This window comes from Streptomyces viridiviolaceus, from assembly GCF_014650995.1.
In the GTDB taxonomy this organism is placed as follows: Bacteria; Actinomycetota; Actinomycetes; order Streptomycetales; family Streptomycetaceae; genus Streptomyces; species Streptomyces viridiviolaceus.
Genome location: NZ_BMWA01000026.1, coordinates 87,372 through 110,247, shown reverse-complemented (window position 1 = coordinate 110,247; position 22,876 = coordinate 87,372). Strand labels below are relative to the sequence as shown.

Genomic DNA, 22,876 nt, shown 5'->3' with positions numbered 1-22,876 from the left:
TCCCACTACCCGCCCGAGGGCAGATCGGTGCGCGGCGCGGTGCCCAGGTGCACGCCGACCCGCTTGACGAGGAGGGTCATCTCGTAGGCGACCTGGCCGACGTCGGAGTCGGCGTCGGACAGGACCGCGAGGCAGCTGCCGTCGCCGGCGGCCGTGACGAACAGGAAGGCGTCGTCGAGTTCGACGACCGTCTGCCGGACGCTGCCCGCCTCGAAGTGGCGGCCCACTCCCTTGGCGAGGCTGTGGAAACCGGAGGCCACGGCGGCGAGGTGCTCGCTGTCCTCACGGGTCAGGTCCTTGGAGGCCCCGGTCGCCAGGCCGTCCCCGGACAGGACGACGGCCTTGCGGATGCTCGCGACGCGGTCCACCAGGTCGTCGAGGAGCCAGTTGAGTTCCCCGGACTTGGTCGCGGTGTGGCCGGTCGCCTTCGGTGCGGTCATCGACCGTCCCCCTTTGTCGTTCCTTGTGGTGCTTGTGGTGCCTTTGGCTCTCGTGGTGCCGTGGCGCTGTGGTCGTCGTCGCCCTCGGCGTTCTCCTTCCGGCCGCGTTGCCAGCCCCGCTGGAGGGAGGCCATGCGGCTGCGGACCTGCTCGGCATCCCTTTCGGCGGGCTCGGAGCGGTCCGTGGTGCTCCGTTCGACGGTCCGCTTGAGCTGGGGAGCCAGGTTGGCCTGCCGTACGCGCCGGGGCAGAGGGCGCTCCCCCGCAGCGGCGTCGCCCGGTCCGGCTCCGGAGCCGGACCCGCGGGGCTCCGGACCGGCGTCGGTCCGCCGCGGCCCGGGGCCGGGGCGCCGGGCGGGGTCTTCGCGGGCGCTCGGCGTGATCTCGGCGCGCCGGGTGCGGGTGGGGAGTGCCGGTGCCCCGGGCGCCTCCTCGCCGTTCAGGTCGTGCGACGCGCCGTGCTCCTCGCCCCGCTCGGCAGGGGCTGCCACGCGCGCGTGGGGCGTGCCGCGCCGGCGGGCGGGCAGCGAGGGAAGCGCATCGGGCTCCGGCCGGCCGGTGTCCCGGGCGGCCGCGGGGTCCGCGCGGCGGCGTCGGGCCGGCAGCGCGCGCGTGTCGTCCGGTTCCTCGCGGCTCGTGTCCGCCGCGGACGCCCCGTCCGCCGTGTCCCGGGGGGCCCGTTCGGCGACCGGGCGTCCGTGTGAACTGACCAGCTTGGGAATCCGGCGGCGGGGCAGCGGGACCGGGGCGTTCGGGTCCGCGTCGGCGGCGGACGGTTCCGGGTCGCCGGGGGTCCGCTGCGGGCCGTCGTGCCGGTCGGCCCGGGCGGCCTCCTGCTGCCGCCGTTCGCCGCGGCGCGTCGGGGCGTCCTCCGGTGGGACGAGGGAGCGGCGCCGGCGGAACAGACCGCCGCGTTCGCTGTCCTCGTCGCCGAGCCCGCCCGGGAGGTCCTCCAGGGCGTCCAGGTCGACGGGCGCCTCCAGTTCGACGGGCCCGTCCAGCAGCGGGGCGGGCAGGCCCGGCAGCCGTACGGGGACCTGGGCGAGGGCGGAGCGGCGGTTGTCCTCGCGCGCGTGCTCCTTGGGGCGCTGGGGACGGTCGAGGCGGAAACCGACGCCGTTGGTGTCCGGGGCATCGTCCGTCAGCAGGGTGTCGGGGATGAAGACGACGGCGGTGGTGCCGCCGTAGGGGGAGGGCTGGAGGGACACCCTGACGTTCTGGCGCTGGGCGAGCCTGCTGACCACGAACAGGCCGAGCCGGTCGGTGTCGGACAGCTCGAACTCCGGTGTCTCGGCGAGCCGGAGGTTGGCGTCCAGGAGGGCGTCGGCGGCCATGCCGAGGCCGCGGTCGTGGATCTCGAGGGTGAAGCCGTTGGCGACCCGATCGCCCAGCACCTGCACCGCGGTGTGCGGCGGGGAGAACACCGTGGCGTTCTCCAGGAGTTCGGCCACCAGGTGGGTGAGGTCGGCGACCGCCGGGCCGGTGACGGCGATGCGGGGCAGCCGGCGGACCTCGATGCGCTCGTAGTCCTCGACCTCGGCGACGGCGGCGCGCACCACGTCCATGAGCTGGACGGGCTTGCGCCACTGCCGGGAGGGCGCGGCGCCGGAGAGGATCACCAGGCCCTCGGCGTGCCGGCGCATGCGGGTCGTCAGGTGGTCCAGGCGGAAGAGGTCGGCGAGTTCCTCGGTGTCCTCCGTGCGGCGTTCCATGGCGTCGAGCAGGGTGAGCTGCTTGTGCAGCAGTACCTGGCTGCGGCGGGCGAGGTTGACGAACACCTCGGAGACGCCGGCGCGGAGCTCGGCCTGCTTGACGGCGGCCTCGACGGCGGCGCGCTGCAGGGTGTTGAGGGCCTGCCCGACCTCGCCCATCTCGTTCTTGTCGTACTCCAGGCGCGGCACCTCGGTCTCGACGTCGACCTGCTCGCCCGCCGAGAGCCGGCGCATCACGCTGGGCAGGCGGACACCGGACGCCTCGTGGGCCTCCAGGCGCAGCTGCTTCAAATCCCGGATGAGGCCGCGGCCGACGCGCACGGACAGGAAGAGGGAGAACAGCAGGGCGATCAGGCCGAGGGCGCCGGCGACGACCGCCTTGAGGATGACGTTCATCGCGACGGGCCGGACGCGGTCCTGGTAGCGGTCGGCGGCGTGGTCGTCGAGGGTGCCGAGCTCGTCGAGCACGCTCCCGGCGGCGGTGTCCCAGCTCTTGGCGGTGACCGAGCGGGGCGTGCCCGCCTCCGCGGACACGGTCGCCTCCTCGGCCACGCGCAGGGGCGCGGAGGAGGCGTTCTTCCAGAAGCGCTCGTAGCGGCCCCGTTCCGCGGCGGGCAGCAGCGGCAGGTTGATCTCGTACATCAGGGTGCGCTGCGCCACGAGGTCGGAGACGTCCCGGATCTCGGCGCGCGTGAGCCTGCCGGTGACCAGGGCGGAGCCGAGGAGTGCGTCCTCGCGGGAGAGCAGTTCCCGCGCGCGGGAGAGGTTGACGAGGGCGCGGTACTGCTTGTCCAGCCCGATGTCGTCGACGACGTGGAGGCTGGTGAGGAGCAGGTGACAGGGGTCGACGAGGCGGTTGTAGAGGCCGAGTGCCTGTGCGCGGTCGACGGTGCCTTCCTCGACGCTGCTGCGCAGGGAGCCGATGCCGTCCAGGGCGTCCAGGAGGGCCGTGAGCCGCTCGCCCTCGGCCGGGCCCAGCGCGTCGCGCACGTCGGGGTCCGCGGCGTTCCGGCGGACCTCGGCGACGGCCTCGTCGGTCGCGGCGCGGCTGCGCTGCAGGGCGGCCAGTCCGTCCGAGGCACGCGGGTCGGCGAGATGGACGAGGGTCTGCCGGCGTTCCTGCTGGAGCACGCGGACGGTGTCCTCGACGGGGTAGCCGACCTTCTCCGCGAGGGTCGAGACGTCGAAGAGCCGTCCCGCCTCGCGTCCCGTGAGCACCGTGGCGAAGGCCCAGATCGCGGTGAGGGACACCAGCGGCACGAGAAGCAGCGCCACGATCTTCCGGCGGATCGACTTCCCGCGAAAGCGCATGGCCTCCCCCAGCTCGACCCCCTCCGGCCGGGGGTACACATGTGCGTCAACAAACGGCGCGAGCCTACTACCGACGCACAGAGAACTCGAAGACCCGTCCGGAAGCTGAACTTCCGTACCGGCTGCCGGGGATGGTCAGTTGTCCGCCCATTGCGGGAGATTGCGCCCCGGGATCCGGCGGCGGGCGGGGAACCGGATCCGACCGGCCGGACAGGGCGATTGGCCGGAACTTTTCGCTCGTGAGGGGACTTCGGGAATCTTGAGGGCGCTTCGTTCGTCCTTCTCCACGGGAAACGGAGGCGGAATCGGCCACAGGAGCCGCATCCCGCATCCGGGCGGCGTAAAGCAGCGCAAGCCGGGCAACCAGAGGGGAGCCGGGTCTTCGGACACGGGCGAGCGGGTCTGCCGGCGGTGGGGAGTGACATGGTGATGGGCACGGCGGAGCGGCGCAAGGCGCCTGGGGACGACGAGACGGCCCACGTGGCGGTCGCAAGCGGCCCCGAGGCACCGGATCGCGACATTCCGGCAGCCGGGCGGACGGAGACGGCCGACCGGGCGGTCGGGGCGGACGCGGGCGAGGGTGCGCCGGGGCACGGGAGCGCGGCCGGGACCGGCACGCAGGGCGCGCCCGGTCCGGCACGGGCGCGAGAGTCGGAGCCGGAGCCGGAGCCACAGGGGGCCTACCGGCCGCTGTGGCAGGAAGAGCCCGCGCGGCGCCGCAGGCTGCCGGACCCGGTGCGTACGGCGGCCGTGCGGGCGGTGCTCATCGTCGCCGTGACGCTGATCCTGGCGATGGTGGCGTTCCTGTGCACGATGGCCGGATCCTGGCTGGCGTTCCCGATGGTGGTCGGCAGCGTCGCCGGCACGGTGGTGGCCACGTGGGGCGTGCTCGACGTGTGGGTGACGCGCCAGGTCTGGAACCAGCGCCACGGCGTGGTGTCGATGCCGAGCAGCACCGCGCGGGCCCTGCGACGAGAGCGGCGCCGGGGCCGACGGCAGGCACGGGCCGCCGAGCGGGCCCAGGAGCGGATACGGCGGCGGGGCGGCGCGGGGCAGCTGTCGCACTCCTGACGGCGCCGCGCTTCACAGCGCTGCCGGCCGCACCCTGCCCTCGGAGCGGACGAGTTCGCGCCGGGCCCGCATGAAGGAACGCGGCCGGTCCACGGACAGCACGGCGGTCGTACGGCCCTCCCGCTCGTACCGGGCGAGGAAACCGTCCTCGGCGGGCGCCCCGTCCACGATCGCGCCCTCGGCCACGCGGACCGTGTCGCCCTCCTGGCGCCGGCCGGCGAACTGCAGGCGGGCGCCGTACTGATCGGACCAGAAGTACGGCACCGTTCTCGCACTCTCGACGGTCCGTCCGGCGAGCAGGTTGGCCACGGCCACCCGGGGCTGCTCCGTGGCGGAGGTCCAGTGCTCCGCGCGGACGCCGCCGACGCGGGCCACGTCGCCGACGGCGACCACCTGCGGCAGGGCCGTCACGCACCCGTCGTCGCACAGGACGCCGTCGTGCAGCGCCAGGGCGGAACCCGCCAGCCAGGCGGTGTTGGGCAGGGCGCCGACGCCGACGATCACCACGTCCGCGGGGAGGACGCGGCCGTCGGAGAGCGCCACGCCGGTGACGGCGACGGTGCCGTGCAGCGCGGCCACGGAGACACCGGTGACCAGTTCCGTCCCGCGGCGGCGGTGCAGCGCGGCGCACACGGCGGCCATCTCGGCGCCGAGTCGGGGCACGAGCGGGAGCGTGGCGGCCTCGACGACGGTGACGGCGTGCCCGAGGGCGGCGCAGGAGGAAGCGGTCTCGGCGCCGATGAAACCACCGCCGATGACGACGACCCGGCGCGGACCGCGGGTGAGTTCCACGCGCAGGGCACGGGCGTCGTCCAGGGTGCGCAAGGTGTGGACGCCGGCGAGACCGTCGCCGGCCAGACGCCGGGCCGAGGCACCTGTGGCGATGACGACGCCGTCGGTGGAGACCGTGCGGCCGTCGTCCAGCAGCACGGTACGGCCCCGGGCGTCGAGGCCGCGGGCGCGGATGCCGAGCAGCCACTCGGCGTCGAGCTCCGCCGTCTCCCCGGCGTCGGTGAGAGCGAGTTGCGCTTCGCCGGCGCGGCCGGTGAGGAAGTCCTTGGAGAGGGGAGGCCGGTCGTACGGGGGGTGGGGTTCGTCGCCGACGATCACCAGCCGTCCGTCGAACCCCTGGGCGCGCAGTTCCCGGGCGGCGTACAGACCGGAGAGCGAGGCGCCGACGACGGTCACGGTCCTCATGCGGCGCTGCCCTCCTCGGCGGCGAGGTGGACGTGGACGACGCCGTCGTCGACGGTGACGCGGTGGGTGCGGACGGGCCGGCGGGCCGGCAGGCACGTCGGCATGCCCGTACGGAGGTCGAACGAGGCGGCGTGCAGCGGGCATTCGACCAGGCAGCCTTCCAGCCAGCCCTCGGAGAGGGAGGCGTCCTGGTGGGTGCAGGTGTCGTCGATGGCGTACAGCTCACCGTCGTCGGTGCGGAACACGGCGACGGGCGGGTTCGTCCCGACGCGGACGGACTCGCCCTCCGGGAGGTCTTCGAGGCGGCAGACGGGAATCACGGGCCCCCCTCTCGGTCCGGTCGCGGGCTCTTCGGGGCAGGTCCTTCCGGGACGCGCGCCCTTCCGGGATCCGGACTCTTCGGTAACATGATGTTTCGCATGACGCGCCATCAAGCGCTGTGCGCAACAGAATCCGGGCGGGCGACCGCGACGTCAAGGGTTTCCCGCAGATGCGGCCCGAACCGGGCCGCCAGGTGGTGGGAGTTGAGCCATGACCCGCACGCAGAAGCAGTCCGACCCCGACGACCACACCGACGACACCGCTCACCCGGCGCACTCCGGCAGGCAGGGCGGCACAGGGGCGGCGAGCGCGGTCCGGTCGGTCGACCGCGCCGTGAGTGTGCTGGAGATCCTCGCCCGGCACGGCGAGGCCGGCGTCACCGAGATCGCGGACGAGCTGGACGTGCACAAGTCCACGGCGTTCCGGCTGCTCGGCGTCCTGGAGAACCGCGGCCTGGTGACCCAGATCAAGGACCGCGGGAAGTACTGCCTGGGGGCCGGCGTACTGCGCCTCGCGGGGGCGGCGGCAGTGCGGCTGGACATCTCGCAGGAGGGAGCGCCGGTCTGCCGGGAACTCGCCGACGAACTCGGCGAGACGTCGAACATCGCGGTGCTGGACGACGACGCGGCGGTCAACATCATGCAGGCCCGCGGCACCGCGTCCGTGACCGCGCAGAACTGGCTCGGCCGGCGCACCCCGCTGCACGCCACCGCCAGCGGCAAGGTGCTGCTCGCCCACATGCCACCGACCCTGCGCGAGGGGCTGCTCGCCCGGCCGCTGCGCCGGTTCACCGAGCGCACCGTCACGGGCTCGTCGGTGCTGCGCGGCGAACTGGAGGCGGTGGCCGGGCAGGGTCACGCGACCACCCAGGAGGAGCTGGAGATCGGGCTGGCCGCCGTCGCGGCGCCCGTCCACTCCCACGAGGGCAAGGTGGTCGCCGCGATCAGCGTCTCGGGACCGGTGTACCGGCTGACCCCCGAGCGGCTGCCGGAGCTGGCCAAGCGCACCGCGGAGGCGGGGGCCGAGCTGTCCCGCCGTCTGGGCCACGGCTTCTGACGCCTCGCCGGCGGGGACGGCGGCCGGTCCGACCGCGGCGCGGGACCGGGGTCCCACGGGACTCCCACCGGTCCCGCGCCGCCGTGTGTCCGGCGGGTTTCGGTCCGGAGCGCCGGTTTTGCCAAGGGTTAACCCGCACCTCTTGACGGCCGCTCGCCACCCTTCCCACTATGTTCCCCTCCGCGCAACTCATCGTGCACCACGCAACAGCAGAGGAGCTGGTCGTGCCCCACGAGGTCCGTGCCGTAGTCGCTGCGAAGAAGGGCGCACCCGTCGAGGTGCAGACGATCGTCGTCCCGGACCCGGGGCCCGGAGAGGCGCTCGTCGCCGTACAGGCCTGCGGGGTCTGCCACACGGATCTGCACTACCGGGACGGTGCGGTCACGGACGACTTCCCGTTCCTGCTGGGGCATGAGGCGGCCGGCACGATCGAGGCGGTGGGTGAGGGCGTCACCGGCCTCTCCCCCGGCGACTACGTGGTCCTGGCCTGGCGCGCGCCCTGCGGCGGTTGTCGTTCCTGCCGACGGGGCCGCCCGTGGTACTGCTTCGACTCCCGGACCGCCGGCCGGCCGATGACCCTGCTGGACGGCACCCCGCTCACCAACGCCCTCGGCATCGGCGCCTTCGCCGAGAAGACGCTCGTCGCCGCGGGCCAGGCGGTGAAGGTCGACCCGGCCGCCCGGCCCGAGGCGGCGGCCCTGATCGGCTGCGGGGTGATGGCGGGCTACGGCGCGGCGGTCAACACCGGCCGGGTCGGGCGCGGTGACTCGGTCGCCGTGATCGGCTGCGGCGGCGTCGGCAACGCGGCGATCGCCGGCGCCTGCCTCAACGGTGCCATGAAGGTCATCGCCGTCGACATCGACGACAGGAAGCTGGACCAGGCGGAGCGGTTCGGCGCCACCCACACCGTCAACTCCCGGGGCACGGACCCGGTCGAGGCGGTGCGCGCCCTCACCGACGGCCACGGCGTGGACATCGCGATCGACGCGGTGGGCCGCCCGGAGACCTTCCGTCAGGCGTTCTCCATGCGCGACCACGCGGGTCTGCTGGTCCAGGTCGGTGTGCCCACCCCGGACTCGACCGTCGAGCTCCCGCTCCTCGACGTGTTCTCACGCGGCGGCGCGATCAAGTCGTCCTGGTACGGCGACTGCCTGCCGAGCCGCGACTTCCCGTTCCTGATCGACCAGTACCTGTACGGGCTGCTCGACCTGGGCGGCTTCGTCACGGAGACCATCGCGCTGGACCAGGTGGAGGAGGCGTTCGCCAAGATGCACCGGGGCGAGGTGCTGCGCTCGGTGGTGGTCCTGTGAGCCCGCACGGCACCGCGCGCGTGGACCACGTCGTCACCTCCGGCATCTTCGGCCTCCACGGTGACGTCCTCGAGGCCGGGGACGACGAAGAGGTGCCGGCCGACGACGACGATCTCGTCCCCCACCGCGTCGTCCCGCACCGCGCGTTCCCGCCGGGCGAGGACCGCACGGTCGTCGAGTGCGACCGGCTGTACGCGCCCGAGGGGGTGGCCTCCGGGGCGGACGTGACGAAGTCGGTGGAGCTGTTACCCCGGGTCGACGCGCAGGACCCCGAGGCGCGCGAGCGGACCCGGCCGGCGACGGCCTCCCGGGCGTACCGCGCGGGGAGTGTGCCGGTGCCGGCCGAGCACCGCACAGGGATCTTCCACGAATGGCTCCTTCAGCAGCCGGGAGGCGACGGTCATGCCGGACCTGTTCATTGACGGCGAGTGGCGGGGCGCGGTCGACGAGCGCACCCGGGAGATCCGCTGTCCCGCCGACGGCCTGCTGGTCGGGGTGGTGGACGAGGCGGGCGGCAAGGACACCGTGGAGGCGATCGCCGCCGCCCGCCGTGCCCATGACACGGGGCCCTGGCCGCGGACCCCGGCGCACGAGCGCGGTGATCTGCTGCTGCGCGTGGCCGATCTCCTCCTGCGGGACAAGGAGGCGATCGCCCGCGCCGAGTCCCTGGACACGGGGAAGCGCCTGGTCGAGAGCGCGTACGACGTCGATGACGTCGCGAACTGCTTCCGCTGGTTCGGGCGGCTGGCCGCGGCCGACGGCGGGCGGGTCGTCGACACCGGCCGGGAGGGCGTCGACAGCCGCGTGGTGCACGAGCCGGTCGGCGTCTGCGCGCTGATCACCCCCTGGAACTACCCCCTGCTCCAGACCGCCTGGAAGGTCGCCCCGGCGCTCGCCGCGGGCAACACCTTCGTGCTCAAGCCGAGCGAGCTGACTCCGCACACCGCGATCCACCTGATGCGGCTCCTGGCGGAGGCCGGGCTTCCGCCGGGCGCCGGCAACCTGGTCCTGGGCGCCGGTCCGGAGGCGGGCGCCCCGCTCGCCGACCACCCGGACGTGGACCTCGTCTCCTTCACCGGCGGGCTGGAGACGGGCCGTCGTCTGATGGCCGCCGCGGCCGGCACGGTGAAGAAGGTGGCCCTCGAACTCGGCGGCAAGAACCCCAACATCGTCTTCGCGGACGCCGACTTCGAGGCGGCCGTCGACATGGCGCTCACGGCGGTCTTCCTGCACTCCGGGCAGGTGTGTTCGGCAGGGGCCAGGCTGCTGGTGGAGGACTCGCTGCACGACCGGTTCGTCGACGAGGTGGTAGGGCGGGCCTCGCGGATCCGGCTGGGCGGACCGTTCGACGAGCGGGCGCAGACCGGACCGCTGATCTCGGCGGCGCACCTGGCCAAGGTCGAGGCGTACGTCGCCCAGGGCGTGGCGGAGGGCGCGGTGCTGCGCTGCGGCGGGGCACGGCCCTCGGGCCCGGGCCTCGACGGGGGCTTCTACTACCTGCCGACCGTGCTGGACGCGTGCGTGTCCGGGATGTCGGTGGTGCGCCAGGAGTCCTTCGGGCCCGTCCTGACCGTCGAGCGTTTCACCGGGGAGGACGAGGCGGTGCGCCTGGCCAACGACACCGTCTACGGACTCGCGGGCGCCGTCTGGACCGGCGACGAGGGCAGGGCCGAACGCGTCGCGGCGGGGCTGCGGCTCGGCACGGTCTGGATCAACGACTACCACCCGTACGTGCCCCAGGCCGAGTGGGGCGGCTACAAGCAGTCGGGCTTCGGGCGCGAACTCGGGCCCGAGGGACTCGCCGAGTACCGCGAGACGAAGCACATCTGGCGCAACACCCGTCCCGCACCCCAGGGTTGGTTCGCCTGACGTCCCGAGCCGATACCGCCCTCCGCACGAGCCGCTCCCCCATCCTCCCGAGGCCCACCAGGAGTCCGCTCATGACCACAGACGACGCCGAACTCGCCGAGTTCGGCTACAAACCCGAACTCAAACGCACCCTCGGCACCTTCCACACCTTCGCCGCCGGCATCAGCTACATCTCCATCCTCACCGGCACCTTCCAGCTGTTCTACTTCGGCTACGGCAGCGGCGGCCCCGCCTACTGGTGGTCGTGGCCGATGGTCTTCGCCGGCCAGTTCACGGTCGCCCTGTGCTTCGCGGAGCTGGCCGCCCGCTACCCCGTCGCGGGGTCGGTCTACAACTGGTCCAAGAAGATCGGCAACCCCCACCTGGGCTGGCTGGCGGGGTGGATGATGCTGGTCGCCTCGATCGTGTCGATCGCGGCCGTGGCGCTCGCCTACCAGCTGACGCTGCCGCAGATATCGTCCGCCTTCCAGCTCGTCGGCGACGGCACCGGAAAGTACGACGTGGCGACCAACGCGGTGGTCCTGGCCACCGTGCTGATCCTGTTCACCACGCTCGTCAACGCGTTCGGCGTCAAGCTGATGGCCACGATCAACACGGCGGGCGTGTTCATCGAGCTGATCGCGACCGTCGTCCTCATCGTCCTGTTCGCCGTGCACATCACCCGCGGCCCGCAGGTGGTCACGCACACGGAGGGCACGGGGGCGGGCTACTCCACCGGGTACCTCGGCGCGTTCCTCGTGGCCTCACTGGCGTCCGCGTACGTCATGTACGGCTTCGACACCGCGGCCTCGCTCGGCGAGGAGTCCCTCGACCCGTCCCGCAACGCGCCGCGTGCCATCATCCGGGCGATCGTCGCCTCGTTCGTGCTAGGCGGGCTGGTCCTGCTGCTGGCGCTGATGAGCGTCTCCAGCCTGAAGGGCGAGAAGCTGTCCACGGACGGTCTGCAGTACGTCGTGCTCGACGTGCTCGGCCCGACGGCCGGCAAGGCGATGCTGTGGTGCGTGCTGATCGCGGTCACGGTGTGCGCCCTGGCCGTCCACACGGCGGCGATCCGGCTGGCGTTCGCGATGGCGCGGGACAACAACCTGCCCGCGTCGTCGCTGCTGGCCCGGGTCAGCCCGCGGTTCAGGACGCCGGTGCTGCCCGCCGTGATCATCGGGGTGCTGGCGCTGGCGATCCTGGTGGTCAACATCCGCCAGCCGCAGATCTTCACCGTCGTCACCAGCATCGGCATCGTCATGATCTACCTCGCCTACCTGGGCGTCACGGCGCCGATGCTGGTGGCCCGGCTGCGCGGGACGTGGCGGCCGGCGGGCGAGGGCAGGTTCTCGCTGGGCCGCTGGGGGCTGCCCGTCAACATCGTCGCCGTGCTGTGGGGCGCGGCCATGACGCTCAACCTGATCTGGCCGCGCGCCGCGGTGTACAACGCCACGGCTCCGTACCACTGGTACCTGCGCTGGGGCGCGGTGCTGTTCGTCGCCGTGATCATGGGCGGCGGCTTCGCCTACTACTGGTTCGTGCAGCGGCACCGCACCGGTGTGCTCGCCGAGCACCGGCTCGACGACCGGGCCGTCCCGGCCCCGGCCCCGCTCGCCGCTCCGGCGGCCGACTGAAGGAGGTCAGCAGTTCGTGAGCATCGATGAGTTCGACTACGTGGTGGTCGGTGGCGGCACGGCGGGCAACGTGGTGGCGGCCCGGCTCTCCGAGGATCCGGGCGTCACGGTGTGCGTGCTGGAGGCGGGGCCGAGCGACGTCGGCGACGACGACGTCCTGCGGCTGGAGCGCTGGATGGGCCTGCTGGAGTCCGGCTACGACTGGGACTACCCGGTCGAGCCGCAGGTTGCCGGCAACAGTTTCATGCGGCACGCGCGCGCCAAGGTGCTGGGCGGCTGCTCCTCGCACAACTCCTGCATCGCCTTCTGGGCGCCGGCCGAGGACCTCGACGACTGGGCGGCACGGGGCTGTACGGGCTGGAGCGCGGCCGATCTCTTTCCGCTGTACCGGCGCCTGGAGTCCAACGACGCGCCCGGCGACCACCACGGACGCACCGGCCCGGTGAAGCTGCGCACGCTCAAGGGCGACGACCCGTGCGGCACGGCGCTGCTGAAGGCGTGCGAGCAGGCGGGGATACCGACCGCCGCGTTCAACACCGGCCGGACGGTGATCCGCGGCGCGGGCTGGTTCCAGATCAACTCCGACGAGAACAACATCCGCCAGTCGTCCTCGGTCGCCTATCTGCACCCGGTCATGGGCAGGCGGCCCAACCTGGAGGTGCGCACGGGGGTGCGGGCGAAGAAGCTCGTGCTGCAGGGGCGGCGGTGTGTGGGCGCCGAGTACCTGGACCCGGATCTCATCCACACGCGGACGGTACGGGCCAGGCGGGAGGTGATCCTCTCGTGCGGGGCGATCGACTCCCCGAAGCTGCTGATGCTGTCGGGCATCGGTCCGGCCGGGCATCTGCGCGAGGTCGGCGTCGAGGTGGCCGTGGACGCCCCCGGCGTGGGCGAGAACCTCCAGGACCATCCCGAGGGCGTCATCATGTGGGAGGCCCGGCAGCCGATGCCCACCAGGTCCAGCCAGTGGTGGGAGGCGGGCATCTTCTACGACACCGAGACGGGCCTGGACCGTCCGGACCTGATGTTCCACTATGGGTCGGTGCCGTTCGACATGAACACCGCCCGCCACGGCTACCCGACCTCCGAGAACGCCTTCTGCCTGACACCGAACGTCACGCGGGCGAAGTCCCGGGGGACGGTTCGGCTGCGCACCCGGGACTACCGCGACAAACCGAAGGTGGACCCGCGGTACTTCACGCACGAGCACGACGTGCGGGTGATGACCTACGGGCTGCGGCTGGCCCGCCGTATCGCCGCGCAGCCCGCGCTGAGCGGCTGGGCGGGAACCGAGCTGGCCCCCGGGCCGGACGTGCGCGGCGACGACGAGCTGCTCGACTACATCCGCAAGACCCACAACACCGTCTACCACCCGTCCTGCACCGTGCGGATGGGCGCGGACGACGACCGCTCGGCCCCGCTGGACGCGCGGCTGCGGGTCAAGGGGGTCGAGGGGCTCAGGGTCGCCGACGGATCGGTCATGCCGGACCTCGTGACGGTCAATCCGTGCATCACGACGATGATGATCGGCGAGAAGTGCGCGGACCTGATCAAGGAGGGGGCCTGACCGGGGCAGGCCGCTAGGCGGGCCGCTTGAACATCCGCGTCGCGGTGATCTCGCTGTGCACCGCCTCGCCGTCACCGGCCGGGGTCTGCTGGGGCAGTCCCGGCCGGAGGTGTTCCTCCACGCTGATGTACTTCAGGCCGGCCCTGAGGTCGGCGTCGTTGCGCAGCCGGATGACCAGTGGGAACTCGGCCAGTGCCGTCGTGTCGAACAGGCCGGTGGTGTACAGCAGCTGCACGCCGAGCGCGTCGGACACGGCCCTCTGGAGCTCCAGCAGGTACGTGGCGTTGGCGCGGCCGATGGGGTTGTCGAGGAACAGCGTGCCGGCGTGCCGCTGCCTGTCGCGGCCCCGGTCGTTGCTGCGCAGCGCGGCCATCGTGCAGTAGAGGGCGATGGCGGCGGTGAGCAGCTGGCCGCCGGAGAAGACGTCGCCCATCTGGCCGACGGGTACGCGCTCGGCGCGCAGCACGGCGTCCGGCTTGAGGATCTCGACGGCGACGCCCTTGGGCTGAAGGGCGGCGGCGACACCGCGCAGCAGCAGGGACATGCCGTCGCGGCGCAGGTCGGAGTTCTTCTTCACGGCCGCCCGGGTGGCCTCGTCGACGACCTCGCCGAGCCGCTCGGTGAGGGTGGCCTGGTCGGGTTCCTCGAAGCGGATGCGCAGGAACTCCTGCCCCGACCACTCGCCGAGCCCCTCCGGCAGCCGGGAGAGCCGCTGCGCGGACCTGAGCGTGGCGAGCGCGGACTCGACCAGGCCGCGCAGCCGGTCCACGATCGAGTCGCGGTTGCGCTCCAGTTGCGCCAGTTCGTCGGTCAGGACCCTCAGGCGCGGCGCGAAGGCGTCCGCCCACTTGCCCGCGTGCTCGGGCAGCGCGGAGGCGGGCAGTTCGCGGATCTGCTGCCGGGCGGGGGTGCGGACCTGTTCGTACCGCGTGGAGTTGGCGTGCCGGACGAGGACGTCGCTCGCCTCGCGCACCTGGGCCTCCGCGGCGGACAGGTCGGCGGCGCAGCCGCGCAGCGACCGGCGGGCCTCGGCCGCGGACTGCCGGGCCTCCTCCGGGCTGCCGGGGTAGGGCTCCGGCTCCTCCGGCTCGTCCTCGGGCGCCTGTTCGCGCAGCAGGTCGCGCAGCATGGCGGCGATCTCGTCGAAGCCGCCGGCCGCGTCCTCGGCGGCCCGGTGCGCGTCGAGCAGTTCGGCGTGCGCCTCGCGGGCCTGCGTCAGCGCCTCGGAACGCGAGGCCAGTTCGGCCGTGGCCGTGCGCAGCAGGGTCTGGGCGTGCTCGGCGTCGCCCGGGACCAGGTCCGCGGGGAGTTCGGTGTGGGCGTCGCCGTCCTCGGGTGCGTGCCGTTCGGCCTCGCCGCGCAGCCGGCCGAGCTGTTCGCTCGCGCTCGACATGCGGGTCTCCAGCAGCTGCACGAGTTCCTCGGCACGGGCGGCGGCGGCCTGCCGGGACGGCCCGTCGGAGCCGTCGGGCGACTGGAGCAGCTGTTCGGCGCGGGTGCGCACCTTGTTGCTGAGCCGGTCCAGCTCGGCGCGGGCCGCGCTCTCGTCGCTCTCCGCGCGGGCCTGCTCGGCACGCAGGTCGGCGCCGACGCCGACCTTCTCGTACACCTGGGAGGCGGCCCGGTAGGCCTCGCGCAGGGCCGGCAGGGACGCCTTCGGCCCGGCCGCGTCGTCCTCGGGCACGTCGTCGGGGGCGCCCGCGATCTCGGAGCGCTCGGCGCGCAGCGCGCGGGCGGTGCGGCGGGCGTCGTCGGCGGCGCGCTGGGCGGCCCGCCGGTCCTCGTCGGCGGCCCGGGCCCGCTCCAGGCAGACCTGGGCGCGGGCCTCGGCCTCGGTCGCCTCGTCGGCCAGTTCCCGCAGCCTGGCCTGCCAGCCGGCGCGTTCGCGCAGCCGGAAGGCGAGCCCGGCGAGGGCGTCGGCGGCGCGGCGGGCCTTCTGCGCGGCCTCCTGGCGCTCGTCCCGCACCCGCACGGCCTCGGCGGCGCTCTCGTCGGCCTCCGCCCGCACCGTCCGTGCCTCGGCCAGCTCGGCCTCGGCCTCCGCGGCGAAGACGCGGGCCTCCTCGGCGGTCCGGGCCAGCTCGGCGAGGCGTCCGGCGGGGCATCCGGTGCGCCAGGAGGCGAGCCGGGCGGACAGCTCCCGGTCCTTGCCGAGCCGGGCGGCGAGCGTGCGGATCTCCTCGTCCCGCTCGGTCGCCCGCGCGCGCAGCGCGTGCCGCTCCTCGTCGGCGGCGTGCTCGTCGTGCATGGCGGGGTTCGGCGGGACGAGGAACACCTCGTCCGTGCGGCCGGAGTCGGGGGCCGGGGTGGGCGCGAGCAGGGCGGCGGCAGTGCCGACGGCGACGGCGGAGCGCGGCAGCAGGGCCGCGTCGCCGAGGACCTCCCGGGCACGGGCGTGCGAGTCGGGGTCGGTGATGACGACGCCGTCGACCAGCTCGGGCCGGGCGGCCAGGACGCGTGCGTGGTCGGTGGGGTCGACGGCCTGTGCGAGGTACCGCCAGCCGGGCAGGGCCGGGATGCCGTGCTCGCCGAGGTACTCCACGGTGGCCAGCACGTCCGGGCCGGGCGGCAGCAGTCCGCCGTCGCCGAGCGCGCCGAGGATGCGGGCGTCGTCGGCTGCGGCGGTGCGCAGCTCGAACAGCTGCCGCTCGGCGGAGGAGACGGTGTCGTCGAGCAGGCCGCGCAACTCGTCGGCGAACCGGTCGAGTTCTTCCGCGGTGAGGGCGCCCTCGGCGGGCCGGGACGGCTCGGCCCGGTCGCTGTCGGTGCCCTGGCGGGGCTGCGGGATTCCCGGACGTGTGCCGGAGGCCAGACCGAGCAGCTCCGCGAGCCGTTCCTCCGCCGCCAGCGCCTCGGCGGTGCGGCGCTCGGCGTCGTGGGCGCGCTCGGCCGCGGCCGCCGCGTCCGCGGCGCGGGCCGCCGTCAGCTCGGCGCGGGTCTCGGCGGCGGCCGCCTCGCGTGCGTGCTCCGTGGCCCGGCGGGCCGCCTCGCGGGCCGTGTCCCAGGCCGCGACCGTGCTCTTCTCGGCGTCGCTGGCCGCGAGCGCGGCGCGGGCCGGGTCGGCGTCGGGGGCGCTGTCGTCGAGCCAGCCGGCGCGCACGGCCTCGGCGGTCTCCTGCTCGACCTCGGTCAGGCGCTGCCGCAGGTGCCCGGCCTCGCTGCGGGCCCGCTGTGTCTCGGTGGCGGCGGCGGTGGAGTCGCGGTGGGCGGCGTCGCTCGCCTCCTGGAGCGCGGCGGACCGCTCCTCCTCCTCGTTGGCCTGCCGCTCGGCGTTCTGCGCCGCCGCCTGCAGGGCGCGTACGAGGTCGACAGCGGCCTTGGCGCGGGCGGCGAGCGCGGGTGCCGCGTCCCGCTCGGCCTCCTGGATCGCGGCGGACACGCGGGCGACGCGGTCGGCGGCGGCGCGGTGGCGCAGGACGGCCTCGGCGGCCTGCCAGGCGGAGTACAGGGTCCGCGCGTCGGCCAGTTCGCGTTTCTGCGCGGCGGCGGACTTCTCGGCCGCGGCGAGCGCCAGCGAGGCGTGCCGGTAGGCGAGTTCGGCGGCGATGAGCGCGCTGCGGTCCCGGGCCGACTCGGCGTGTGTGACGGCGTACGCGGCGGCGGTGACCCGCTGGGCGAGGTCGGCGGCTCGGGTCCGCTCCTGGGCGCCGCGGGCGGAGAGCCGGCGGGCCAGGGTCCTGGTCCGGCGTTCGGCGGCGGTGTGGATGTCCCGCGCGCGTGTACGGGCGTCGGCGGCCTCGACGATCCGGCCGAGGAGGTCGACGGAACCCGCGGTGAAGTCGCGTTCGGCGATCAGTTCGGCGCGCCGGCCCAGCTTGTTGCCGAAACCGCTGACCAGGTCGGCGAGGCCGTCGGTGTCGCGTGTGTCGGTGACGGCGCGGAGCAGCAGGTCGGTGAAGTCCGAGTCCTTCTTGACCGCGAAGAGGCCGGCGGCCTCGCCCTCGTCGGCGTTCATCTCGCGCTGGTAGCGGAAGAGTTCGGGGTCGAGGCCGAGTTCCCCGAGGTGCTCGTTCCAGCGGTCGTGGATCTCCTCCCAGTGGACCTCCAGGTGCGGGTACGCCTTGCCGGCCTCGGTCAGCGCGTCCCGGAAGCCCTTCATGGTGCGCCGCCGGCCCCGGGCGCCGGAGACGCCCTCGGCGGGCGGGCGTACGGCGGTGGCCTCGGCGACGGGCAGGTTGTCCAGGGACAGTCCGGGGCCGGGCCGGAAGGAGTACCAGGCCTCGGCGAACTTCCGCGGGTCGCCCGAGACCTGGCGCCCGCGCCATTCGCTGACCTTGCCGACGACGACGCACTCGCCGGTCTGCACGTGCTGCCACTCCAGGGCCACGTGCCCGCAGTCGTCGGCGAGCAGGAACTTGCGCAGCACACCGGAGCTGGCGCCGCCCAGGGTGTTGCGGTGGCCCGGCAGCATGACGGAGAAGATCAGTTTGAGGAGGACGGACTTGCCGCCGCCGTTCTCCAGGAACAGCACGCCGGCGGGCGCGGGCCGGCGCGGCGGGCCGACGGGCTCCTCCTCGAAGAACTCCGCCTGCGCGGGCGCGGGGTCGGGCACGGGCTCGCCCACACCGCGCAGGTCAAGCACGGTGTCGGCGTAGCGCGCACCGGCGGGCCCGATGGAGTAGAGGCGGACCCGGGACAGCTCGTACATGGCGGACTCTCGTAAGTCTTCGTGAAGTCGGGGTGGTGCTACGGGATTCAGGAGGAGTGGAACGGCAGCCCGGCGTCGGCCACCAGCTCCAGGTCGTCGGTGTCCTCGGCGGGCAGCAGGGTCGGCGTGCCGTCGGTCACCGGGACGACGCCCAGCTCCAGCAGTTCGGCCATGGCGGCGCTGCCGGCCATGTCGCGGACCTGGAGTTGGTAGCGGGCCGTCGTGCGGTACGTCCCGCCGCTGTCGTCGCCGGTGCGCTGGAGGAAGCCGGAGTCGGTGAGGAAGGCGACGGCCTTGCCGACGATGCCGGTCGTGGAGCCCGGGAGTCTGCGCGCGTCCTTGGTGGCGCCGGTCGCGCTGCGCCTGGCCCAGATACGCCAGGCGGCCTCCAGGCCCGGGGCGTCGGTGGCCGGGTCGGTGTTCTCGCCCTGCTGTTCGGCCCGCTCCTCCAGCCGCCTGCAGGCCTGGCGCACGAAGGCGTCGATGCCGTTGACGGTGACGCGGCCGATGTAGCCGTCGTCGGCGAGGTCCTCGGGGCGGGGGAACGCCATGGCGGCGACGGCGAGATGGGCGAGTCCGTGCAGGAAGCGGTCGCCGGAGTCGGTGGAGGCGCGGCGTGCGTAGTCGCCCATGCGGACGGCGAAGACGGAGTCCTCGGCGGCGGTCACCGCCATGCCGGCGCGCGGCGACACCTCCAGCACGACCAGCCCGAGCCCGGCGGCCACGGCGTCGGCGAGGCGGGCGAAGGGCGGGTCCTCGCGGTACCGGCGCAGGAGGTCGGCGTACTCCTGGTCACGGGCGGGCAGCAGCTTGGGCTGGAGGCCGAAGGCGACGAGCCGCGCCGCGTCGGCGGCGTCGGCGGGCGTGACGGCCGCGGCGGCCGGCGCGGTGCCCGCCTCCGGTTCGCTCCGGTCGACGTGCTCGGTCACGGTCGGTGCTCCTTGCTGCGTTGTTGCTCGTGCGTACTTATGCGGCGGGCGCTCATGCGGCCTCCGTCCGGTCGGCCGCCATCCCGGCCGCGTCCAGCAGTGCCGTGCCCACGATGAGGTCGGCCCCGCCGAACTCGGGATCGTCCAGTTCGGTCCCGTCGTCCACGGCGAACAGCAGTTGCCGCTCGCCCTGCCGGTAGGCCGTGCCGACCGGCGGGCTGGCCGCGTGGACGGCCAGCAGGGCGACGAGGTACGGCAGGTCGGGGTCCTTGGCGCGGGCGTCGGCCAGCAGGCCCGACAGGCGGCGCGGCGCGTCGTGCGGCAGGTCGAGCAGCTCCATGGCCGCCGCCAGCTGCTCCTCGCTGAAGCGGCTGTCGTCCGGCGTGGCGATCAGGTCGGGCTCCGGCATCTCGGCGCCCAGGTGCTCCCGCTCCACGGGCGGGGTCAGCAGGAGGTCGACGAGGTCGCCGACCCGGACGGAGACCGGTGTGCGCGGCCCGGTGCCGCGCGCGAAGAAGGCGTCCGTGACGCGGGTCGCCCGCTCCAGGGGCAGCGGCAGGACGGGGGCGAGGAGGTGCCCGTAGAGGTCCAGGCCCGAGGTGGTCAGGGGGGTGGCGAAGGCCTGCCGGTCCTGCTCGGCGCGGAAGAGCGGTCCGGCCTCCAGCAGGCGGGACTGGAGCTGGGTGTGGCGGCGGATGCAGTCCTTGACGATGTCGACGAGTTCGGCCGCGCGGCGCTTGTGCTCGGGTTCCTCGGACTCGTCGCGCGCCTTGCGGATGTTGGTGAGGATCGCGTTCTCGTGGCGGTAGCGGTCGGCGACGTGGTCGAGCGCCTCGGCGATCATGTCGGGGACGGCCCTCAGCCAGTCCACCGCGCGGACGTTGCGCCGGGTGGCGTCGAGGGCCTTGCGCAGGGTCTCCGAGTACTGAACGGTCCGGTAGCGGGCCTGCTCGGCGGCGAGCTGGGCGTCGGCGAGCCGGCCGCGGCTGATCAGCACCTCCAGCTTGACCTCGGCGGCGATCTGGGCGCTGGTGACGTCGGTGTCGAGGGCGCCGACGAGGACGTTGACCGCCTCGTCCGTGGTCCGCAGGTAGACCGTGCCGCCGGGGCCGGGGACCTCCTCGATCAGCTTGAAGTCGTAGTCGCGGCGCACGTACGTGCCGTCCGGTCCGAAGGTGCCGTACACCGCGCGGAAGCCGCGGTCGACGCTGCCGACGTTGATCAGGTTCTCCAGGACCCAGCGGGCCACCCGCTCGTGCTCGGCGGCGGGCCGGTGCGGGGCCTGCGCGGCGACGCGCGGGACGATCCGGGCGATGATCTGGTCGTGGTCGGCGCCCGTGTCGAAGTCCATGTTGAGTGTGACGAGGTCGATGGCGGCGAGGGCGACCTCCGCCATGCCGTACACCGAGTACTCGCCCGCGAGGTTGGCCTTGCGCGCGTCGAGGTCGTGCAGCGGCGCGGTGCAGGCGAGCGCGCGCAGCCGCCGCGCCAGCCCTTCGTCGGCGGCCGGGCCGGGGGCAGGCCGCGGCCCCGCGCTGAGCTGGGGCGGAACGCTGTCCGTCGATGCAGGCGAAGTCACGGTGCACAGACTAGGTCCTCCGTCTGACAACGACCCAAACGACCGAGATGCGCTCCGGCACGACGGGCTCCGTACAGCCGTGCGGAGACGCCACGCAGACGCTGCGGAGATGCTCCGCGGACGCCCCGGCGGCCCTAGCCCTCGTCCCCGACCCGTCGCCGGTAGACCTCCACGACCCGCTGCAGCGAGTTCTCGAGGTACACCGCGAGCAGCCGCTCGGCCTCGTGCCGGTCTCCGGCCCCGAGGGCGTCGAGGATCGCCCGGTTGCGGGCGATGTACGGCTCGTGCAGGCGCCGCGGGTCGTCCACGACGTGGAAGGCGAGGCGCAGTTCGGCGAAGACGCTGCGCATCAGCTCGTCGGTGCGCTCGCTGCCGGCGAGGGCCACCAGCTCCCGGTGGAAGTGGATGTTGGCCGTACCCACGCCTTTCCAGTCACCTTCGTCGGCCGCCCGGCGTCCTTCCTCGACAGCCTCGGCGAGGGCCCCGACGCGGTACGGCGGCTCGCCGAGACCCCGCACGACGGCGCACTCGACGAGGGCGCGGGTGCGGTAGATGTCCTCGACGTCCTCGACGGTCAGGACGCGGACGAAGACGCCCCGGTTGAGCTCGTGGACGAGCAGGCGTTCGTGTGTGAGCAGCCGGAACGACTCGCGCAGGGTGTTGCGCGAGACGCCGAGCGCGCCGCCGATGCTGTCCTCCGACAGCCGGGTCCCGGGCGGGAAGTAGCCCTCGGCGATACGGCTTCTGAGGATGTCCGAGACCCGCTCGGCGGTGCTGGTCCGCCCGAGGAGGGCGCGGTCGTCGGCCAGTCCCGTCAGCTGCTCTGCCATGCCCGGAATTCAATCGCAGATACAAGGACGAAACAACATGGGTATTGAGGGATCGTTGAACGATCCTCTACGGTGCTGGACACGGCTCGCCGACACGCACCCTCCGTCCTCTCCCTGCGAGGTGCCCATGAGCACGACCCCTCCACCGCGGTCCCTGACCGCAGAAGAACGCGCGGCGACGGCCGGACGCCCCGACGACGACGGCGCGTCGGGCTGGCTGCGCGCCCTGGGACCGCGTGGCCGCCGCGCCTTCGCCGGCGCGTTCGGCGGCTACGCCCTCGACTCGTACGACTACTTCACGCTGCCGCTGAGCATGGTCGCGCTGGCCGCGTACTTCTCCCTGGACAGCGGCCAGACCGGTCTGTTCACCACCGTCACCCTCGTCGTCTCGGCGATCGGCGGCGCCCTCGCGGGCGTGCTGGCGGACCGGGTCGGCCGGGTCAAGGCACTGCTGCTGACGGTGATCACTTACGCCGTGTTCACCGTGGCCTGCGGTTTCGCGCCCAACTACGAGACGCTGCTGGTCTTCCGCGCCCTGCAGGGCCTCGGCTTCGGCGGCGAGTGGGCGGTCGGCGCCATCCTGGTCGCCGAGTACGCGAGCGCCAGGCACCGGGGCCGCACCCTCGGTGCCGTGCAGAGTTCCTGGGCCGTGGGCTGGGCGCTCGCCGCGATCGTGTACACCCTGGTGTTCTCGCTGGTCGACGACGACCTCGCCTGGCGCATCATGTTCTGGACCGGGGCGCTGCCCGCGCTGCTCGTGGTCTGGGTGCGGCGCAGTGTGCACGACGCCCCCGAGGCCGCCGCGGCCCGGGAGAAGAGCCCCGGGAAGGGCTCCTTCGCGGCGATCTTCAAGCCGGGCACGGCCGGCGCACCGGGGCTGCTGCGCACCACGCTGTTCGCCGGTCTGCTGTCGACCGGCGTCCAGGGCGGCTACTACACCCTCGCCACCTGGGTGCCGACCTACCTCAAGACCGAGCGCGACCTGTCGGTGGTCGGCACCGGTGGCTATCTGACGTTCCTGATCTCGGGCGCCTTCATCGGGTATCTCACCGGCGGCTACCTCACCGACCGGCTCGGCCGCAAGCGCAACATCTGGCTCTTCGCCCTGCTGTCGGCGGTCTGCATCCTGGCGTACGCGAACATCCCGAGCGGCGCCAACACCCTGCTCCTGGTGCTCGGTTTCCCGCTCGGGTTCTGCATGTCGGCGATCTTCAGCGGATTCGGCTCGTACCTGGCCGAGCTGTACCCGACGGCGGTGCGCGGCACCGGTCAGGGCTTCACGTACAACACCGGGCGCGCCGTGGGCGCCGTCTTCCCCACCACGGTCGGTTTCCTGGCCGACAGCTGGGGCGTGGGCGGGGCGCTCGCTGGCCCTGCTGGGGCTGCCGGAGACACGCGGGAGGGAACTGACGTGAAGCGCACG

The 22,876-nt window shown here is 73.7% G+C and carries 15 protein-coding genes and 1 pseudogene; 8 read left to right on the top strand and 8 right to left on the bottom strand.

Translation table 11 applies throughout. From position 1 onward, the window contains the following. Positions 1 to 5: 5 nt before the first annotated feature. A complete protein-coding gene (locus tag IE260_RS31680; RefSeq protein WP_189878137.1) occupies positions 6 to 440 on the bottom strand; it encodes a roadblock/LC7 domain-containing protein in 435 nt (144 codons plus the stop codon). Then, on the bottom strand, positions 437 to 3,463 hold the full coding sequence (locus IE260_RS31675) for a sensor histidine kinase (RefSeq protein WP_189878134.1): 3,027 nt from the start codon (positions 3,461 to 3,463) through the stop codon (positions 437 to 439). The genes IE260_RS31680 and IE260_RS31675 overlap by 4 nt, the downstream gene beginning before the upstream one ends. 423 nt (positions 3,464 to 3,886) lie before the next feature. On the opposite strand from IE260_RS31675, the gene IE260_RS31670 reads away from it, so the two are divergent. Next, a complete protein-coding gene (locus tag IE260_RS31670) occupies positions 3,887 to 4,534 on the top strand; it encodes a hypothetical protein (RefSeq protein WP_189878132.1) in 648 nt (215 codons plus the stop codon). A gap of 12 nt (positions 4,535 to 4,546) precedes the next feature. On the opposite strand, the gene IE260_RS31665 is transcribed toward IE260_RS31670, so the two are convergent. Next, positions 4,547 to 5,731: an NAD(P)/FAD-dependent oxidoreductase gene (locus IE260_RS31665; protein WP_189878130.1), complete on the bottom strand. Its 1,185-nt coding sequence runs from the start codon at positions 5,729 to 5,731 to the stop codon at positions 4,547 to 4,549. Then, positions 5,728 to 6,051 carry a bifunctional 3-phenylpropionate/cinnamic acid dioxygenase ferredoxin subunit gene (locus tag IE260_RS31660; protein ID WP_189878128.1) on the bottom strand — a complete coding sequence of 108 codons (324 nt, stop codon included), beginning with the start codon at positions 6,049 to 6,051 and terminating at the stop codon, positions 5,728 to 5,730. Before IE260_RS31660 ends, IE260_RS31665 begins: the two co-directional genes overlap by 4 nt. A gap of 211 nt (positions 6,052 to 6,262) precedes the next feature. Between IE260_RS31660 and IE260_RS31655 the strand changes: the two genes are divergently transcribed. The 6 genes from IE260_RS31655 (at position 6,263) to IE260_RS31630 (ending at position 13,467) form a co-directional block, all read left to right on the top strand. Further along, positions 6,263 to 7,108 carry an IclR family transcriptional regulator gene (locus IE260_RS31655; RefSeq protein ID WP_189878127.1) on the top strand — a complete coding sequence of 282 codons (846 nt, stop codon included), beginning with the start codon at positions 6,263 to 6,265 and terminating at the stop codon, positions 7,106 to 7,108. A gap of 224 nt (positions 7,109 to 7,332) precedes the next feature. Beyond that, complete coding sequence (locus tag IE260_RS31650) at positions 7,333 to 8,418, top strand: S-(hydroxymethyl)mycothiol dehydrogenase (protein ID WP_189878176.1); 1,086 nt, start codon at positions 7,333 to 7,335, stop codon at positions 8,416 to 8,418. Beyond that, entirely contained in the window at positions 8,415 to 8,840 is a 426-nt protein-coding gene (locus tag IE260_RS31645; protein ID WP_189878125.1) for an SRPBCC family protein, read from the top strand. The genes IE260_RS31650 and IE260_RS31645 overlap by 4 nt, the downstream gene beginning before the upstream one ends. Further along, positions 8,821 to 10,287, top strand: a complete 1,467-nt coding sequence (locus tag IE260_RS31640; RefSeq protein ID WP_189878123.1) for an aldehyde dehydrogenase family protein — start codon at positions 8,821 to 8,823, stop codon at positions 10,285 to 10,287. Before IE260_RS31645 ends, IE260_RS31640 begins: the two co-directional genes overlap by 20 nt. Positions 10,288 to 10,358: 71 nt before the next feature. Beyond that, positions 10,359 to 11,900, top strand: coding sequence for an APC family permease (locus IE260_RS31635; RefSeq protein ID WP_189878121.1), 1,542 nt, complete (start codon positions 10,359 to 10,361; stop codon positions 11,898 to 11,900). Positions 11,901 to 11,916: 16 nt separating this feature from the next. Beyond that, positions 11,917 to 13,467: a GMC family oxidoreductase gene (locus IE260_RS31630; protein ID WP_189878119.1), complete on the top strand. Its 1,551-nt coding sequence runs from the start codon at positions 11,917 to 11,919 to the stop codon at positions 13,465 to 13,467. A 13-nt stretch (positions 13,468 to 13,480) separates the two neighbouring features. Here the strand turns inward: IE260_RS31630 and IE260_RS31625 are convergent, their stop codons facing one another. The 4 genes from IE260_RS31625 to IE260_RS31610 all read right to left on the bottom strand — a co-directional run bounded on the left by IE260_RS31625 (position 13,481) and on the right by IE260_RS31610 (position 21,453). Then, on the bottom strand, positions 13,481 to 18,115 hold the full coding sequence (locus IE260_RS31625; RefSeq protein ID WP_189878117.1) for a hypothetical protein: 4,635 nt from the start codon (positions 18,113 to 18,115) through the stop codon (positions 13,481 to 13,483). Positions 18,116 to 18,162: 47 nt separating this feature from the next. After that, complete coding sequence (locus tag IE260_RS31620) at positions 18,163 to 19,044, bottom strand: hypothetical protein (protein ID WP_189878115.1); 882 nt, start codon at positions 19,042 to 19,044, stop codon at positions 18,163 to 18,165. Between the two features lie 52 nt (positions 19,045 to 19,096). Then, positions 19,097 to 20,623: a hypothetical protein gene (locus IE260_RS31615; protein ID WP_189878114.1), complete on the bottom strand. Its 1,527-nt coding sequence runs from the start codon at positions 20,621 to 20,623 to the stop codon at positions 19,097 to 19,099. A 134-nt stretch (positions 20,624 to 20,757) separates the two neighbouring features. Then, positions 20,758 to 21,453: a GntR family transcriptional regulator gene (locus tag IE260_RS31610; protein WP_189878112.1), complete on the bottom strand. Its 696-nt coding sequence runs from the start codon at positions 21,451 to 21,453 to the stop codon at positions 20,758 to 20,760. Between the two features lie 127 nt (positions 21,454 to 21,580). Here IE260_RS31610 and IE260_RS31605 point away from each other — a divergent pair. Beyond that, a pseudogene (locus tag IE260_RS31605) lies at positions 21,581 to 22,868 on the top strand (MFS transporter). Positions 22,869 to 22,876 lie beyond the last annotated feature (8 nt).

What these genes read in the sequence shown, in the direction of transcription:
- IE260_RS31680 (WP_189878137.1), bottom strand. Translation starts at nt 440, where the DNA reads ATGACCGCACCGAAGGCGACCGGCCACACCGCGACCAAGTCCGGGGAA.
- IE260_RS31675 (WP_189878134.1), bottom strand. Translation starts at nt 3,463, where the DNA reads ATGCGCTTTCGCGGGAAGTCGATCCGCCGGAAGATCGTGGCGCTGCTT.
- IE260_RS31670 (WP_189878132.1), top strand. Translation starts at nt 3,887, where the DNA reads ATGGTGATGGGCACGGCGGAGCGGCGCAAGGCGCCTGGGGACGACGAG.
- IE260_RS31665 (WP_189878130.1), bottom strand. Translation starts at nt 5,731, where the DNA reads ATGAGGACCGTGACCGTCGTCGGCGCCTCGCTCTCCGGTCTGTACGCC.
- IE260_RS31655 (WP_189878127.1), top strand. Translation starts at nt 6,263, where the DNA reads ATGACCCGCACGCAGAAGCAGTCCGACCCCGACGACCACACCGACGAC.
- IE260_RS31640 (WP_189878123.1), top strand. Translation starts at nt 8,821, where the DNA reads ATGCCGGACCTGTTCATTGACGGCGAGTGGCGGGGCGCGGTCGACGAG.
- IE260_RS31635 (WP_189878121.1), top strand. Translation starts at nt 10,359, where the DNA reads ATGACCACAGACGACGCCGAACTCGCCGAGTTCGGCTACAAACCCGAA.
- IE260_RS31625 (WP_189878117.1), bottom strand. Translation starts at nt 18,115, where the DNA reads ATGTACGAGCTGTCCCGGGTCCGCCTCTACTCCATCGGGCCCGCCGGT.
- IE260_RS31610 (WP_189878112.1), bottom strand. Translation starts at nt 21,453, where the DNA reads ATGGCAGAGCAGCTGACGGGACTGGCCGACGACCGCGCCCTCCTCGGG.